This window comes from Syntrophorhabdaceae bacterium, assembly GCA_035541755.1.
Taxonomy (GTDB): Bacteria; Desulfobacterota; Syntrophorhabdia; order Syntrophorhabdales; family Syntrophorhabdaceae; genus PNOF01.
This window is the reverse complement of sequence record DATKMQ010000072.1, coordinates 21,254-36,650: the sequence shown is the minus strand read 5'-3', so window position 1 is coordinate 36,650 and position 15,397 is coordinate 21,254. Positions and strand designations below refer to the sequence as shown.

Below are 15,397 nucleotides of genomic sequence, written 5' to 3'. Positions count from 1 at the left end.
TTAAGAAGGAGGAAGACCATGAAAAGATTTGCCGTAATGATGTGTGCACTGTTACTCCTGGCCGGTCTGTACGGGACTGTATTCGCAGCAGATACGCTCGATACCGCCAAGAAGAAAGGCGTGCTCGTGGCCGGAGTCAAGGACTCAACGCCCGGATTCGGCTTCGTTGATGAGAAAACCCGTGAGATCGTTGGCTACGATGTGGATTTCGTGAGAGCTATCGCCAATAAACTCGGCGTCAAGCTTGAATTGAAACCGGTCACATCGTCAACCCGCATGCCGCAGTTGACCGAAGGTAATATCGATATCATCGCCGCGACCATGACAAAGAACGAGGAACGGGCCAAACAGATTGACTTCAGCTATACCTATTTCCTCACCGGCCAGAAGTTCATCGTGAAAAAGGGATCGGTGAAATCTCTTGCCGACCTTGACGGAAAAAGGATAGGCACCGCCAAAGGGTCCACCTCCGAGCAGAATGCAGCCAAGGCGTTACCCAAAGCCACAGTCCTCTCCTTTGACGATTACCCTCAGGCGCTACTCGCCCTGCAGCAGGGCAAAGTATTCGCCGTAACGACGGACGAGTCGATTCTCGCCGAACTGCTTGCCCACGCACCTAATAAAGATCAGTACGAAATCCCCAATATCCAGATCTCCGATGAACCGTACGGTCTGGGCATGCGCAAGGGAGACAAGAATTTCGTCGCCTTCGTGAACCAGACCCTGCTAGACATGGAGAAGAGCGGCGAGGCCAAGAGGATATTCGACAAATGGTTCGGACCGAATTCGGCCACACCAATGCAGAGGGGTAATTTTAAGATTACGGCCGACAGATAAACAAACAGGCATGGAGTATCGGGCGGCGCTACAAAAGCCCGATACTCCATAAATACATCCGCGCGAGGTCTACTCTCGTTGTTCAATTATCACTTCGACTGGTCGATCGTAACATCCGGGAAGTACGCCGATTGGCTCCTCACAGGCATCAAAACCACCTTTGAGCTTTCGGCGGTTTCCATTGTGCTCGCCTTCGTCTTAGGCTTGCTCATCGCGGTCATGCGCATGAGCAACGTGCGACCGATCCGCTGGTTCGCGCACGGGTATCTCGAGTTTTTCCGCAATACCCCGCTCCTCGTGCAGATATTCTTCTGGTACTTCGGGTCATACAAGTTACTCCCCACGGCCGTAAACGACTGGCTCAACAACATGAACTTCGAATTCTCCGCCGCCGTCATCGCGCTCACGATTTATACATCAGCCTTTATCGCGGAAGACATCAGATCGGGCGTGCGTTCGATCCCGAAGGAGCAGATGGAGGCGGCCAGGAGCTCGGGATTCTCCTATTTACGTTCCATGCAATACATCATCCTGCCCCAGGCGGTGAGACTCACCATACCGCCGCTCATCAATCAGTTCCTCAATCTCACAAAGAACTCTTCCCTCGCAATGACGATTGGTGTCGTGGAACTGACCTATCAGGCGCGGCAGATAGAAAGCTATACCTTTAAAGGCTTTGAGGCTTTTACAGCGGCAACACTCGTATATGTGGTGATCTCCTTTATCATTACGGGGCTCGTAACGCTTTACAGCAGGCAGATGCTAACCCCCATGAAGGCTAAATAAGATGAGCGGCGCCGGGCTTGATTTTACCGTTATCTGGAAGAACCTGACCTATTTCTTTATAGGTCGCTTTCCACACGGGGCTTTAGGTGGCATTGCGCTCACTTTGTATCTCGCCGTGGTTGCGTGCGTTCTTTCTTTCCTCGGCGGCCTGGTTCTCGGGATGCTCAACATATCGCACAACCGGGTAGTGAAATGGGTCTCCCTGTCTATAGTCAATATTATCAGGGGTATGCCGCTACTCATGGTTATCTTCTGGATGTATTTTCTCCTGCCGGCCATGATGGGCCATACGGTCTCCGAAAGCTGGACGGTCATCGTGGCTCTCACGCTTTTTACGTCCGCCTATATGTCACAGATTGTAAAGGCCGGCATCGACAGCATACCCAAAGGGCAGACCGAAGCGGGTCTTTCCACGGGGCTTCATCCCTGGCAGGTAATGGTTTTGATCGTTCTTCCCCAGGGGTTGCGCAACATGATCCCTTCTTTTGTGAATCAGTTTGTTTCCATGATAAAGGATACCTCCCTCGCCTTTATCGTCGGGGTTTCGGAGCTGACCCATGTGGCCACGCAGATCAACAATCGCACTATTATATATCCCACCGAGATCTTCCTCTTTATCGCGGTCATTTATTTTATCATCTGCTACGCCTTTACGAGCCTCTCACGATGGCTGGAGAAGCGCCTAGCCTGGCGAAAATGAGCTTCGCCGCCAAATAAGCGCGGACGATGACGCGTATCCCCGCATTCCCCAAGAACATTTTCAAACGATAGTTGTCTCACCGGGCTCACGCCCCTGATACTTCTAAAGCTCTAATGGCTTCGCTGCATGTGGGACGGGCGTAGGCACCGATATGTGCTGATTTTGTCTTTCAAGGCGTATATGGTATATTGCAGTATCCTAATGTGTGAGGAGGAATGATGAAAAACAGGAATATTGCACGGCTCATCTGGCTCGTTGTCTTTTTTGGCGGTTTTTTTCTCGTCACGGGTGTTGCGGTCGAGGCGGCGAGCAAGACGGCCAGCAAGGGCGTCAAGAAGGCTGACGCTCGCGCCCCCAAACAAGGGGTCGCCAATCAGAACATAGAAGAAACATTCAAAAAGGCCTTTCCCAAGGTCCCCTTTGATTCCATCAAGCCCACCGACATGAAAGGCGTATATGAAGTAACCAAGGGCGCGGAGGTTATTTACTTCATTGCTGATCCAGGCTACATCTTCGTGGGCGACATTATCAGCAAGGAAGGCAAGAGCTTAACCGAACAGAGGAAAGGGGAGCTTATGGCTGACAAAGCCAAGAACGTCCCGCTGGACAAGGCCATTAAGATAGGGAGCGGGAAAAATACTGTCCTCGAATTTACCGATCCCGATTGCCCGTACTGCAGAAAGGCCGCGGAATTCCTGGAACAGAGAACGGATGTTACGCGTTACGTATTCTTCTTCCCTCTCCCCATGCATCCAGATGCCGAGAACAAGGTGAAGTTCATTTTTTGTGCGGAAGACAGGGCAAAGACGTATGAGGAAGCCATGAAAGGCAAGTACGACGATCAGAAGTACGAGAAGTGCGACAAGCCGGAGGCCGCGGAACTCTTAAGGCTCCATAAGGAGCTTGGCGGCAAGATGGGTATAAACGGCACACCTTTCTTCATTATAAACGGCAAGAAGTCGGTGATAGGCGCCAATATACCGGAAATGGAATCGGCCTTGAATCAGTGATCTCGCGCGGGGTTAACCGTTGCTGTACGGATTTGACGGAAGGAATCCTCTCATCGGACAGGAAAGCTACGTGAGCGAGACGGCCCTCGTCCTGGGCGATGTGAAGATCGGAAACAATTGCTATATAGGTCACGGAGCCATAGTCCGCGGGGATTATGGCTCTATCGTTATCGGTTCGGGTACGGCTGTAGAAGAGGGTGTCATCATGCATGCCCCTCCGAAAGAGGCCTTACTCGTAGGCGAGCGAGTGACGATCGGTCATGGCGCAATTATCCACGCTGCCAAAGTCGGTGATCTTTCAGTCATAGGTATGGGTGCGATCTTAAGCATCCGTTCCGAGGTGGGTAAGCGAGCGATTGTAGCCGAGGGTGCGGTCGTTAAGATGGGTCAGGTAATCCCCGATGAGGTGGTGGCGGGCGGAAATCCTGCCAGGGTGCTCCGTAAGGTCACTAAGAAGGATATAGATCACTGGGATTGGGGCAAGGCATTGTACATCGACCTCGCCAGGAAATATCTCTCGGGAGCCATGGAGAAACTATAAGAAATGGAAAAGGTGCTCGTAGAAAAACTACCGGAGACAAAACAGATAGACGGCGCAAAACGCTGGGTGGATGAGAAAGGCGAATTCGTCCAGATATCGTACCATGAAGACATAGGACACGTGGCTTTCTTTGAGTTGAAGAAAGGCCAATTTCGGGGAAACCATTATCATGAAAAAAAGGAAGAAACCTTCTACGTGATCAGCGGGAGCATTCGCGCCATTTTTGCCGATGTGGATACGCTCGCGAAACAGGAACGGATACTCACAAAAGGGGACAAGGTGCACGTCCCTACCCGCATAGGGCACGCGTTTTTCGGACTTGAAGATGCGCTCGTTGTCGAATACAGCCCTCAATATTACGATAAAAAGGACGCGTTGAAAATGGACCTCGGAGATTGAAATGGGTGAGATAAAGAGCGCAATTGAGCTTGCCATGGAACGTACGAGAAATATCGTTATCGATGAGGAAGAGCGTCAGGACCTCATGAAGAAGGATATGGACAATAAAGTCCGCGCCGCTCTCCGACGATACATGGAGGGCATGACAGATCCCCAGAGTGCGCAAAGGGAACTCGGTGGCATAAAGGGAGACGAGAAGGCACGAGATGCCATATTAGCAGGCCTTCTCATCGAACGGTTCGGCTTGAGCAGAGAAACAAATCAAAGGCTTTTTCTTCTTTTGCATCTGGTGACCGACCCGTCACGATACAAGGAATTGGAAGGCGAATTGAAGGCACTTGAAGACGATTTTGCAGACGAAGCCAACAGAAGACGGGTCGTCGTCGCCCGGGATATCGGTGACAGGCTCAAACAAATGGGTGTGACGGGTAGCGCCGTTGAGCCCAATGTCGAGACATGGGACGAATGGAAACAAGGCCTCCATCAGGTTGAAATGAGCTTTAGCGCACGGCTCTTAACATGGAAGCAAAGGGCCGATCACATACTTAATCCTTAACAAGGAGAACTATGCAGCTCAAACATGTGCCTCGGTTTGGAACCAAGTATTGGACCGCTTTGATTCTCGCGAGCATCTTCGGCGCGAATACGGGCGATTTTCTCTCCGATGTTATGAAACTCGGCCATATCGCGGGTCTCCCGTTTCTGGCCGTGCTTTTCGCCCTCGTCATCATTGTGGAGCGATTCGATTCTTCCGAGCACACCGCCTACTTCTGGTCGGCCATAGTCATCATCAGGACCTCTGCCACTAACATCGGTGATATCGGCCACGACCTGCACCTCAGGGCACCGCTCACACTCAGTGCTTTCGCCATCGCCCTTTTTATCACAGTCCTCTCGTGGCAGGCGTCTGCCAGGGCAAACAAACCAAAAACCGGACAGGGTTCAACGGCAATATCGACAGTACCGGTGTACTGGTTCGCAATGTTGCTCGCCGGCGCCCTGGGCACGGTCCTCGGGGATTATTTTTCCTTCGGGCTAAAACTCGGGACCCTAAGATCGACGCTCACTTTGAGCATACCGCTCGCCCTCGCCTTATCTTTCGGCGGCACCTTGTTGCGCACGCAGTTACTCTACTACTTCCTGACCGTCGTGCTCATACGCGCTGCCGGAACCGCGGCGGGCGACTTTGCGGCGCACACCATCGGTCTCAAATTGAGCACGCTCGTATCGGGCATCGTATTCGTTGCAACGCTCGCCCTGTGGAGGCAAGAAGCGCGGAGCGAATCGGAGACGGAGCTCTCGGGCACGTAAAGCCACGACCCATCTAAAATCGCACAATCCGGTAGCTCCAGATGGCAGTAGCACGATTCCCCTTATCCGAACCGGCTATGGTCGCGACTGAGGAACAAAATGCGCGTGCGATCGCGTCAAGGGGTCAGAAAGAAACATTTGAGGTAGTCGCCTTCGATGAAGGGAACGGACCGTGGATGATCGACACCGTGCGTATACGTTTCGATGATGTGAAAGTGCTTTCTCACCCGAGCCCCCGCCTCTGACAAAAGAAAGCGAAATTCTGTAAGCGACAGGTGGTTCGAACAGGAACAGGATACAAGGACCCCGTGGTCGGATAGCGCCCTCATGGCCATCTCGTTGATGCCTTTATACCCCGCAATGCCCTCCTTCTTCTTCCTGCGATCTTTGATAAAGGCCGGCGGATCGAGTACGATCACGTCAAATCGTTCGTCGCCTGCTTTGAGAAAGCGCTTCACATCCTCTATCACGAACCGGCATACGTTCAAACTAAATCCGTTAAGTCTCACATTCTCTCTGGCAAGCGCGATCGCGCTCTCGGAGGTGTCCACACTGGTGACCGACCTCGCCCCTCCCGCGAGCGCGTATACGGAAAAGCCTCCCGTGTAGGAAAAGCAGTTGAGCACCGAAGCGTTTCCCGTATACTTGAGGAAGGCCCTTCGTTTATCCCGCTGGTCAAGAAAAAAGCCTGTCTTCTGGCCGTGTTTTACGTCGACGAGAAACTGCAGGCCATTTTCTTTGATAGTAACGAGTTGAGGTACGGTTCCGGAAAGACTACCCTCTGCGTCCTCAAGACCGTCAAATTTTCTCACGGCCACGTCGGAGCGCTCATAGATGCCCTGAGGGCGTATTATGTTTTCCAGAGCGGCGACTATTTTTTCCTTCCAGCGCTCGATACCTGCCGTATGAAACTGCACCACGAGGCAGTCGGCGTACTTATCCACAATCAAACCCGGCAGGAGATCGTTTTCTCCGTTCACCACGCGAAAGGCGTTTGTCTCGTCGCTTTCCACGTACTTTTTTCGTATGTCATAGGCCCTTTTTATCCGCCTCGCGAAGAATTCTTCGTCTAAGTCTTCATTCTTGTCGTAGCCCCAGATTCGGACTGCGATCTGGGAATAGGAACTGAAATATCCGAACGCGAGGAATTCCCCTCTCTCGCTCATGAGTTTAACCGGAGTACCCGGTTTGATACCGTCAGGGATTCCGACCAATGCCTGGGAGAAAACCCAGGGATGAAAGCCCGCCACGGGACCTGTTCGGTTTTGCTTCACAGTAAGATCGATCATAGGGCCGATCAATATCATACCCGTTCTTGTGCGAAATGGCATCAACAAATTGACGGCAAAGGGGTTGTGGGAGACGTGGCAAGTTCTTATAGTTACCGTATGAAAACAAATCGGGGACCACGATGAGCAGACTCAAAGAATTGCGAACACCTGTTTTCTGGGTTGAAGGACATCCGGGAAGCCTTGACCGCACAAGCTGGCAGATCGAGGTCAAGGGCCTGTGCGAAAGTCCGAAAAAGTTTTCCTGGCAGGAACTTGTGGCCTTGCCCAAGACCGTGGTCGATGCGCGCCTCACAAGCGTAACCCGGTTTTCTGTGCGCGGACGATGGGGCGGGATTCCGCTTGGCGAGATACTTGATCTCACGAAGTCCAGGCCTGCGGTAAAGTATGTACGTTTCCGGTCGATCAAGAATGTCTACGACACATCCATACCGCTTGAAGTCGCCTTACGGGAAAAGACCTTGCTCGCCTATGAGTTCGACGATGAGCTTCTTGAAGAAGACTACGGGGGACCGGTAAGGGCGTTCTGTCCCTATCTGTGGGGTTACAAGTCGGCAAAAAGCGTGATAGAGGTTGAGCTCATGGACCACTATGTCTCGGGGTTCTGGGAAACAAGGGGATACACGGATGATGCACTGATAACATCGGGGGTCGTGAGGGACATGAATTCACAGGGAAGAATGCGGCCCATCCCTGATGGAGAAGTCATCCACTTTCTCGATGAGTGATATTAAGCTCGCCCTGAACGCGCAATATCAGACGAGAAGCACCGGGAAAGACGGGATAATATAATACCATTGACAAAGGGCAAACAAGGGGCTTATGTATAGGGAAGGCTTTTTTTAAACATCTTTGAAAAGGAGAATATCATGAGCCAGGCGCAGGCGGTAACGGACGGAGATTTTGCTAAAGAGGTGCTCGAATCGGGCATACCGGTTCTCGTTGATTTCTGGGCAACATGGTGCGGACCCTGCCAGGCAATGGGACCTGTTGTCGATACGGTGGCCGGAGAATATGCGGACAAGGTGAAGGTACTCAAATTGAACGTGGACGAAAACCCCGTAACGCCCTCCAAATACGGTGTCAGGGGTATTCCGACGCTTATCCTTTTCAACAAGGGTGAGGTGGTCGATAGAATTATCGGCGCTCAGCCCAAGGGCTCGGTGGACACGCTTATAAAAAAAGTTATGGCCTGAGATGGACCCTGACAGGCGCAAAGGATACTTTGGGGCAGTCCTCGAAGAGCCGTTCGCTCGCCTGCTCGATATCCGGCTCAAGGACGTGTCCGAAGGATACGCCCTGTGCGAGATGGACTATCGGGAAGATATGGATAATCTTTACGGCATGGCGCACGGAGGTGCTATCTTCGGCCTCATCGACGAGGCATTCGAGGTTTCCTCAAACAGTCACCAAAACATGGCAGTGGCATTGAATATGAATGTTACGTACATGAGGCCGCCGCCAAAGCACGCCACCCTTGTCGCTGAATCAAAAGAAACGCACAGAACCAAGAAAACGGCATCCTACTATATCACCGTCACGAACGGCAGCGACCTCGTGGCTGTGTGTCAGGCGCTGGTCTACATCAAGAACGAGCCTGTGTCATTTCTTAACGACGAAAGCAGATAAACCCCGAAGAACCTATTGTGATTTGAGATGTATGCGTGAACAAAGCCCCCTAATTGGCCACGTAAGGGATGCGTACGCCATGTGGCAAAGGCTTAAACGGACGCCGTCATATTGAGATTATCGGCTATTATTTTGTGGCTTGTTTTGGTTGCACGGTAACGTGGGCTTTCTTGTCTTTCTCAGCCACAACTACAACCCTGTCGTCATTCACGTAGTAGATGATAACGTCTCCGACAAGCTTATCCTGGCCCTGATACACAACAACATCGCCCTTGAGCGTGATCTCACCCTTGCCATTGTCGAAGGTAGCTTCCTGGCACGTGGCCGTGCGGTCCTGTTTCACGATCTTCACGTTTCCCTTTGCGTAAGCCTTCTCTATCTCATTGGTGGTTTCGCTCGTGTGTGCTTCCATGGTATCAGCGAAGATAAATAGATCTTCCTGCTTGGCGATGACGCTCCCCTTGAAGACCACGTATTTTTCCTTGTCGAAACCTTCCATAGTGTCGGACACGATATCAACGGGTTTTTTCTTATCGAAGAACGATAGCGCTTTGTCCTGCTCTTTGGTGGGCCCCTTGTCTTGCCCCCTGACGGGCGCTTTGTCGCCTGCCATGTCTTGCTGCGGCGTATCATTTGACGCACTCGCCGCCATTTGAGGGCTCAACACGATGTTTCTTTTCTTCGGCTCTTCGTACAGGGAAAGTGGGCCTTGCGCTGCCACAGGTTGCAATTTTGCCTGTAAGGGGGCCTGCGCCGCCGGCTGCAGCGTCTTCCTCCCCCTTATGGAGGAGCTATTCGTCCGCGTCAAAGGACTGTTGGGATACTGAACACGCAGCGTTGCCATATACTGATCGCTTTTCGCTTTGTCACCTAACGCACGGTAAGAGGCGGCCAGATAAAACAGGGCCCTATCCACGCCCTTTGCCCCAGGATACTTCTGAATCAAGTATTCAAGCCGTATAATCGCCGAGTTGTAGTGGAAGGTCCTGTAATAGAATTCACCCACATACAATTCACGGTCGGCGAGCTTCTGGTACATCCTTTTAAGTCGCTCCCGCGATTCCACCTCATAAGGATTTCCCGGGAAACGGTTCATCAGGTAGGTGAGCCTTTCAATAACTTTCAGCGTATATGCAGGGTCTCTGTCGATACTGAGTGATTCTTTTTCATAGCACTCCCCCAGTTTGGAAAGTGCATAAGGGATATTTTCGTCTTCCGGATAGGCCTTCAAGAAATCTTCATACACCCCGGCTGCAAGGGTATATTCTCTCCTGGCGAAATAGACATCTCCGAGCTTGACCCCCGCCACCACCGCCAGAGGATCAAACGGGTGATTTTCCCGTATCGCAGAAAATTTTTGAATGGCCTGATCGTACTTCTTCGCCTGCATGAGGTTCACGCCGTCAACGTAGAGATTTCCTGCGCTATCCACCTTCTTGGGCCCTTTAGAAGCGCAGGCAAAAAGCGCAAAACCTATTAAGACAGTGATGATGACTTTACGCATTGCGCATTAGTATAACAGAAGGAAAAAAATTATGCTATTCTTAAAATTGTGCAGGCACGAGAGCTGATCAAGCGAGGCATGGCTTATTTCCGCATCGGTTGTGATGAAGAGAAACTTAGGGCGCTCGTCTTCTACGTAGAAGAGCTCATGCGATGGAACAAGAAGATAAACTTAACCGGGATAAGGGACACGCGACTTATCATTTGCGAGCTTCTCTATGACGCCTTTTTTCTCCATGGATATATGCAAAACGTCGATTCGCTTATGGACCTCGGTACGGGTTCCGGTGTGCTTGCCATACCTCTTTCCATACTAAATGAAAATGTTCGCATCTTTGCGGTTGATAAGAGCCTGAGAAAAATACAGTTTCTCAGGCATATCAAGAGGACCTTGAACTTGAGGGGGCTTCAACCGCTGCACGGACGCTCGGAAGAGATCGCGTGTCTCGGGGTGGAGAGCCTTGTGGTAAAGGCCTTTGGCACCGTGGACGCCATATTGGAAACAGGCGGGGTCCATGTGAAATACGGCGGCAGGGCGCTCATCGTCAAGGGAAAGAGCGGGGTGCCGGTTGATTACAGGGGATTTATCCTTGAAGATACCATAGGTTATGAGCTTCCAGAGGTTTCAAAACCATATACGCTCCTCGTGTACAAAAAAGTTTCATAGAGAAATGAATTATGGTATGGTAATAAACCCATCATGGTAATATCCATAGCAAATCAAAAGGGAGGCGTGGGGAAGACCACCACGGCGGTCAATCTTTCCGCGTCTATCGCGGTTGCGGAGCAGAGGACGCTCGTGATCGACATGGATTCCCAGTGTAACACGACCTCAGGGTTCGGAATATCCTACAATCGGTCTTACGATCATATTTACCATGTACTTATAGGGGAGAAGAGTATTCAAGAAGTTATCAGAAAAACGGAAATCCCTTACCTCGATATCATCCCTTCCCATCCTGACCTCATCGGCGCCGAGGTTGAGCTGCTCGACACTGATCAAAGGGAATACCGGCTGAAGAGGGCCCTCGACGGGCTAAAGGATACGTATACGTACATCTTCATCGACTGTCCGCCTTCGCTCGGCCTTCTCACGATCAACGCTCTCGCCGCGTCCGATTATGTGATCATCCCTTTGCAGTGCGAATATTTTGCCCTTGAGGGACTCGCGCTCCTTTTGAGGACCATATCGATCTTCCAGAAGAAGTTGAATCCCAGGCTTGAAGTCATGGGTATACTCCTCACCATGTTCGACCGGAGAAATAACCTCTCCTTCAGGGTCTGGGAAGAGGTGAATCAGTGTTTCAGCGACACCGTCTTCAAAACCGTGATCCCGAGGAACATAAAACTGAGCGAATCGCCAAGTCATGGAAAACCCGCCCTGCTTTATGATATAAGTTCACGTGGCGCGGAGAGCTATCTCCAGCTTGCCTCGGAAATCATCGAAAAAAGGAGCGTCCATTGAAAAAGGATCCCCTGGGCCGAGGGCTCTCGGCAATCTTGAACGATATCGAAGAGAAGGGATCGAGCAAGCTCATCCCGATCGATCAGATCGTTCCCAACAGGACCCAGCCGAGATTGAAAATGGACGAAAAGACCATATCGGAGCTTGCCGCGTCGATCAGGGAAAAAGGGCTGCTCCAACCCATCATACTGAAACGAAAGAATAAGGGTTACGAGATCATCGCCGGTGAGAGACGCTTTAGAGCTGCAGTGCTCGCGGGGCTCAAAGAGGTACCTGCGATCGTAAAGAATGTGGACGACAGGGAGGCCCTGGAGATCGCCCTTGTGGAAAACCTTCAGAGGGAGGACTTGAATCCGGTCGAAATAGCTATAGTCTACGAAAGATTTGTGGAAGAGTTCAGTTTCACGCACGAAGAAGTTGCCCAGAAGATGGGGGTGGACCGAAGCTCTGTATCCAACGTACTGCGCCTTCTCAAACTGCCTCCCTGGATAAAAGAACTCATTACAGACGGAAAATTGACTCAGGGACATGCCCGCGCCCTTCTGTCTCTTAAGAACGAAAAGGAACAAAAACGATTTGTCGATAGGGTGCTGAAAGACGGGGTATCGGTCAGGGAACTGGAGAGACAGACACGCAAGAAGGCCTCCCTCAAAAACCCCGCGTTCGCCTTAGTCGAGGAGGACCTGCAGAAGGCCCTCCAGACCAAGGTTGATATCACCTTTAAAAGGAATAAAGGCAAGATAATCATTGAGTTTTACTCCAAGGAAGACCTGGAAAGAATCGCGGAGCGGATAGCCGAATCCTGATTGCACAAAAATCCTGTAAAAATTACGTTGAAAATCAAAATTGTTTATGGTACAAAGCTACGGTACGGATTATGTGAAATAAATCGCTAACTCGCCAAGGATGTCCGATGATAAATTTTGATGTCACGATCCTTTATCAGTTTGCAAATTTTCTGATCCTCTTAATCCTTTTAAATTTCTTCCTATTTAAACCGGTGCTCAAAGCCCTCGCCAGGAGAGAAGAAACCATGAGCGGGCTTGCCGAGCGCGTGGAGAAAGCAAAGAAAGATTCGGAAGACCTGGAAAAACGTTACGACGAGATGGCCCGCATGCAGAGAAAGCCGATACTGGAGAACAAGGACACGGCCGTTTCCGAGGCCAATGCCGGCGCCATGAAGATCGTCGGGAAGGCCCGACTGGAACTCTTCGACGAACTGACAAAGATCAAAAGCGAGATCGAGACCCAGGGAAAGAAGATTTACGATACGCTCAGAGCGGACGTAGACAAGCTCTCTCGAGGGGTTGCAGAAAAAATACTGAATCGGAGCTTGTAATGACTCAGGGGGACATGTCCGTTTGGGCCACGATCGTGGCGTTCTTTAAGCACGTGCCGCTTATTCTCTATCTGATCGCCAACTTTCTCATTGTCGTAGTCATCGCGGTGAAATACGGGAGAAAACCGGTGAACGATTTTCTTTCGAACCGCCGCCGTACCATTGAGGAAAAACTGAAAGAAACTAAGAATCTGCTCGATCAGGCTCAAGTGCTCAAGGCGACATACGAAAAGAAGCTCGCCGGGCTCGACCAGGAAATAGAAGCCTTCAGGAAGAAGATCGTGGACGAAACGGAAAAAGAGAAGGCCAAGATCATCGCCGAAGCAACGCAATTCGCGTCCAAAATGAAAGACCAGGCGCGCTTAACCTATGAGCAGGAACTCAAAGAGACGAAGAATAAGATTAAAGAGAACATAACGGGGCTTACCGTCGAGGCCGCAGGCAAGCTCATAGCGGAAAAGATGAGTAAAGCTGACCACGAAAAAATGGTAGAGGATTTCATCACAAAGCTGAGGAGTCTCAATTGATTAGCCAGTCCATCGCACGAAAGTATGCAAAAGGATTATTCAGCGTCGGTGAAAAAGACGGGAAGTACATGGAGTATTTTCGAGAATTCGATCAGGTCATGGAGATATTTGATAAAGAGAATCGTCTGAAAAAGGCCCTCATGCTTCCTTTGATTGAGGTGGGGAAGAGAAAGGAACTCTTAGGCGATGTGGTAAGAAGGCTTCAGATATCGGCTCCTCTTGCCGGTATGTTCACCATGCTCCTGGAAAACAACAGAATGGCATATCTCCCCTTCATAAAAGAGGCGTACAGTCGGCTTGTCGACGAAAAGGAAGGCAGGATCAAGGGAACCGTCTGGTCGGCCTACCCGCTCGAAGAAGCCACGAAAAAGCGCATAGAAAATGAACTGAGCGCCAGGCTGCGCCAGGAGGTCATCCTCACCTGTCTCGAGGATAAAAGCCTCATCGGCGGCGTCAAGGTAATGATCCGGGGGACTATCATCGACGGCAGCGTGAAACAGCAACTCGCCACGTTGAAGGAAAATATACTGAAGGAGTAGAGTCTATGGAGATTAAGGCCGACGAAATAAGCAGGATCATAGAGCAGAAGATATCGGGCTTTGAAAAGGAGGTAAACCTCCAGGAAACCGGCGTGGTCATTTCTATCGGTGACGGCATTGCCCGTATATACGGACTTGAGAATGCCATGTCCGGCGAACTTCTCGATTTTCCTCAGGGCATCACCGGCATGGCGCTTAACCTCGAAGAGGATAACATCGGCGCTGTTGTTTTCGGGGATGATTACAAGATCAAGGAAGGCGACCTGGTAAAAAGAACAGGCAGGATTGCCCAGGTGCCCGTCGGCGAAGCCCTTGTCGGCAGGGTTGTTGACGGTCTCGGCACTCCCATAGACGGCAAGGGGCCTTTGAACGCCAAGGAATTCAGAAACGTTGAACAGATGGCCCCGGGCGTGGTTGTACGTCAGCCCGTGAAAGAACCGCTGCAGACAGGCATTAAGGCGATTGATTCCATGATCCCCATCGGGAGGGGCCAGAGAGAGCTCATCATCGGTGACAGGGGCACAGGAAAAACGGTCATCGCCATCGATACGATCATCAATCAGAAAGGAAACGACGTATTCTGTATCTATGTAGCTATCGGACAGAAGAGGTCTTCCGTTGCCAGGACCGTTGATCTGCTTACATCTTACGGCGCCATGGAATATACGACTGTGGTTGCCGCCACGGCAAGCGATACGGCGCCTTTGCAATATCTGGCCCCGTTCTCGGGCTGCTCCATGGGTGAGTATTTCCGCGACACGGGCCGGCATGCCCTCATCGTCTATGATGATCTTTCAAAGCACGCTGTCGCGTACCGGCAGCTTTCACTCCTTTTAAGGCGGCCGCCCGCGCGCGAGGCTTACCCCGGCGATATTTTCTATCTCCACTCCAGGCTCCTCGAAAGGGCAGCAAAATGGGACGACGCCCACGGGGCAGGCTCGCTCACCGCACTTCCCATCATCGAAACCCAGGCGGGCGACGTCTCCGCTTACATCCCGACAAACGTTATCTCCATCACCGATGGTCAGATATATCTGGAGCCGGAGCTCTTCTATTCGGGCATCAGACCGGCAATCAACGTGGGTCTTTCCGTATCGAGGGTCGGCGGCAACGCACAAATCAAGGCAATGAAACAGGTGGCAGGCAGACTGAGACTGGAACTTGCCCAGTACCGGGAAATGGCTGCATTCGCCAAATTCGGAAGCGACCTTGATAAGGCAACGCAGGCGCTGCTCGCTCGCGGCTCCCGTCTGACCGAGCTTTTGAAACAAGGCCAGTATGTACCGATCCCTGTTGAGAAGCAGGTTGTTCTGATGTATGCCGGCGCCAATGGATACATCGACACGTATCCGGAGACCGCGCTCAAGAAATACGAGCTGGAAATGATCAAGTTCATGGAAGAGAAATACCCAACCGTACTTGCTGACATCAAGACGAAGAAGGCCATTGACCCATCCACCGATGAAAGCCTCCACAAGGCTTTGGATGAGTTCAAGGAAATATTCACCTATTAAGAGCGAAC

General features: G+C 51.3%; 20 protein-coding genes. 18 read left to right on the top strand and 2 right to left on the bottom strand.

All coding sequences use genetic code 11. The annotated features are described in order from the left end of the window. Positions 1 to 18 precede the first annotated feature (18 nt). The 8 genes from VMT62_07015 to VMT62_06980 all read left to right on the top strand — a co-directional run bounded on the left by VMT62_07015 (position 19) and on the right by VMT62_06980 (position 5,584). Entirely contained in the window at positions 19 to 837 is an 819-nt protein-coding gene (locus VMT62_07015) for an ABC transporter substrate-binding protein (protein HVN96161.1), read from the top strand. Positions 838 to 915: 78 nt separating this feature from the next. Then, a complete protein-coding gene (locus VMT62_07010) occupies positions 916 to 1,623 on the top strand; it encodes an amino acid ABC transporter permease (GenBank protein ID HVN96160.1) in 708 nt (235 codons plus the stop codon). 1 nt (position 1,624) lies between these two features. Continuing rightward, positions 1,625 to 2,323 carry an amino acid ABC transporter permease gene (locus tag VMT62_07005; protein HVN96159.1) on the top strand — a complete coding sequence of 233 codons (699 nt, stop codon included), beginning with the start codon at positions 1,625 to 1,627 and terminating at the stop codon, positions 2,321 to 2,323. A gap of 215 nt (positions 2,324 to 2,538) precedes the next feature. Then, positions 2,539 to 3,333: a DsbC family protein gene (locus tag VMT62_07000; GenBank protein ID HVN96158.1), complete on the top strand. Its 795-nt coding sequence runs from the start codon at positions 2,539 to 2,541 to the stop codon at positions 3,331 to 3,333. A 19-nt stretch (positions 3,334 to 3,352) separates the two neighbouring features. Then, positions 3,353 to 3,874: a gamma carbonic anhydrase family protein gene (locus VMT62_06995; GenBank protein ID HVN96157.1), complete on the top strand. Its 522-nt coding sequence runs from the start codon at positions 3,353 to 3,355 to the stop codon at positions 3,872 to 3,874. Positions 3,875 to 3,877: 3 nt separating this feature from the next. Then, positions 3,878 to 4,273 (top strand): cupin domain-containing protein, encoded by a 396-nt coding sequence (locus VMT62_06990; GenBank protein ID HVN96156.1) that lies wholly within the window; start codon positions 3,878 to 3,880, stop codon positions 4,271 to 4,273. Between the two features lies 1 nt (position 4,274). Continuing rightward, positions 4,275 to 4,829: a hypothetical protein gene (locus VMT62_06985; protein ID HVN96155.1), complete on the top strand. Its 555-nt coding sequence runs from the start codon at positions 4,275 to 4,277 to the stop codon at positions 4,827 to 4,829. An 11-nt stretch (positions 4,830 to 4,840) separates the two neighbouring features. Then, a complete protein-coding gene (locus tag VMT62_06980; GenBank protein HVN96154.1) occupies positions 4,841 to 5,584 on the top strand; it encodes a hypothetical protein in 744 nt (247 codons plus the stop codon). Between the two features lie 116 nt (positions 5,585 to 5,700). On the opposite strand, the gene VMT62_06975 is transcribed toward VMT62_06980, so the two are convergent. Beyond that, the gene (locus tag VMT62_06975; GenBank protein HVN96153.1) at positions 5,701 to 6,891 is read right to left on the bottom strand and encodes a class I SAM-dependent rRNA methyltransferase; all 1,191 of its coding nucleotides are present in this window, start codon (positions 6,889 to 6,891) and stop codon (positions 5,701 to 5,703) included. A gap of 104 nt (positions 6,892 to 6,995) precedes the next feature. Here VMT62_06975 and VMT62_06970 point away from each other — a divergent pair, with 104 nt between their 5' ends. From VMT62_06970 to VMT62_06960, 3 genes are all read left to right on the top strand, one after another. Beyond that, positions 6,996 to 7,601 carry a molybdopterin-dependent oxidoreductase gene (locus VMT62_06970; protein ID HVN96152.1) on the top strand — a complete coding sequence of 202 codons (606 nt, stop codon included), beginning with the start codon at positions 6,996 to 6,998 and terminating at the stop codon, positions 7,599 to 7,601. Positions 7,602 to 7,742: 141 nt separating this feature from the next. Beyond that, positions 7,743 to 8,069 (top strand): thioredoxin, encoded by a 327-nt coding sequence (trxA, locus tag VMT62_06965; protein HVN96151.1) that lies wholly within the window; start codon positions 7,743 to 7,745, stop codon positions 8,067 to 8,069. Position 8,070: 1 nt separating this feature from the next. Further along, entirely contained in the window at positions 8,071 to 8,502 is a 432-nt protein-coding gene (locus VMT62_06960; protein HVN96150.1) for a PaaI family thioesterase, read from the top strand. A gap of 127 nt (positions 8,503 to 8,629) precedes the next feature. On the opposite strand, the gene bamD is transcribed toward VMT62_06960, so the two are convergent. Next, a complete protein-coding gene (gene bamD, locus VMT62_06955; GenBank protein ID HVN96149.1) occupies positions 8,630 to 10,006 on the bottom strand; it encodes an outer membrane protein assembly factor BamD in 1,377 nt (458 codons plus the stop codon). Positions 10,007 to 10,084: 78 nt separating this feature from the next. Here bamD and VMT62_06950 point away from each other — a divergent pair, with 78 nt between their 5' ends. The 7 genes from VMT62_06950 (at position 10,085) to atpA (ending at position 15,389) form a co-directional block, all read left to right on the top strand. Then, entirely contained in the window at positions 10,085 to 10,672 is a 588-nt protein-coding gene (locus tag VMT62_06950) for an RsmG family class I SAM-dependent methyltransferase (protein ID HVN96148.1), read from the top strand. 33 nt (positions 10,673 to 10,705) lie between these two features. After that, positions 10,706 to 11,470 carry an AAA family ATPase gene (locus VMT62_06945; GenBank protein ID HVN96147.1) on the top strand — a complete coding sequence of 255 codons (765 nt, stop codon included), beginning with the start codon at positions 10,706 to 10,708 and terminating at the stop codon, positions 11,468 to 11,470. Continuing rightward, the gene (locus VMT62_06940; protein HVN96146.1) at positions 11,467 to 12,276 is read left to right on the top strand and encodes a ParB/RepB/Spo0J family partition protein; all 810 of its coding nucleotides are present in this window, start codon (positions 11,467 to 11,469) and stop codon (positions 12,274 to 12,276) included. Before VMT62_06945 ends, VMT62_06940 begins: the two co-directional genes overlap by 4 nt. A 107-nt stretch (positions 12,277 to 12,383) precedes the next feature. Further along, a complete protein-coding gene (locus tag VMT62_06935) occupies positions 12,384 to 12,809 on the top strand; it encodes a hypothetical protein (GenBank protein ID HVN96145.1) in 426 nt (141 codons plus the stop codon). After that, complete coding sequence (locus VMT62_06930) at positions 12,809 to 13,336, top strand: ATP synthase F0 subunit B (protein HVN96144.1); 528 nt, start codon at positions 12,809 to 12,811, stop codon at positions 13,334 to 13,336. The genes VMT62_06935 and VMT62_06930 overlap by 1 nt, the downstream gene beginning before the upstream one ends. After that, a complete protein-coding gene (atpH, locus tag VMT62_06925) occupies positions 13,333 to 13,875 on the top strand; it encodes an ATP synthase F1 subunit delta (protein HVN96143.1) in 543 nt (180 codons plus the stop codon). The genes VMT62_06930 and atpH overlap by 4 nt, the downstream gene beginning before the upstream one ends. A 5-nt stretch (positions 13,876 to 13,880) precedes the next feature. Next, positions 13,881 to 15,389, top strand: a complete 1,509-nt coding sequence (atpA, locus tag VMT62_06920) for a F0F1 ATP synthase subunit alpha (GenBank protein ID HVN96142.1) — start codon at positions 13,881 to 13,883, stop codon at positions 15,387 to 15,389. Positions 15,390 to 15,397 lie beyond the last annotated feature (8 nt).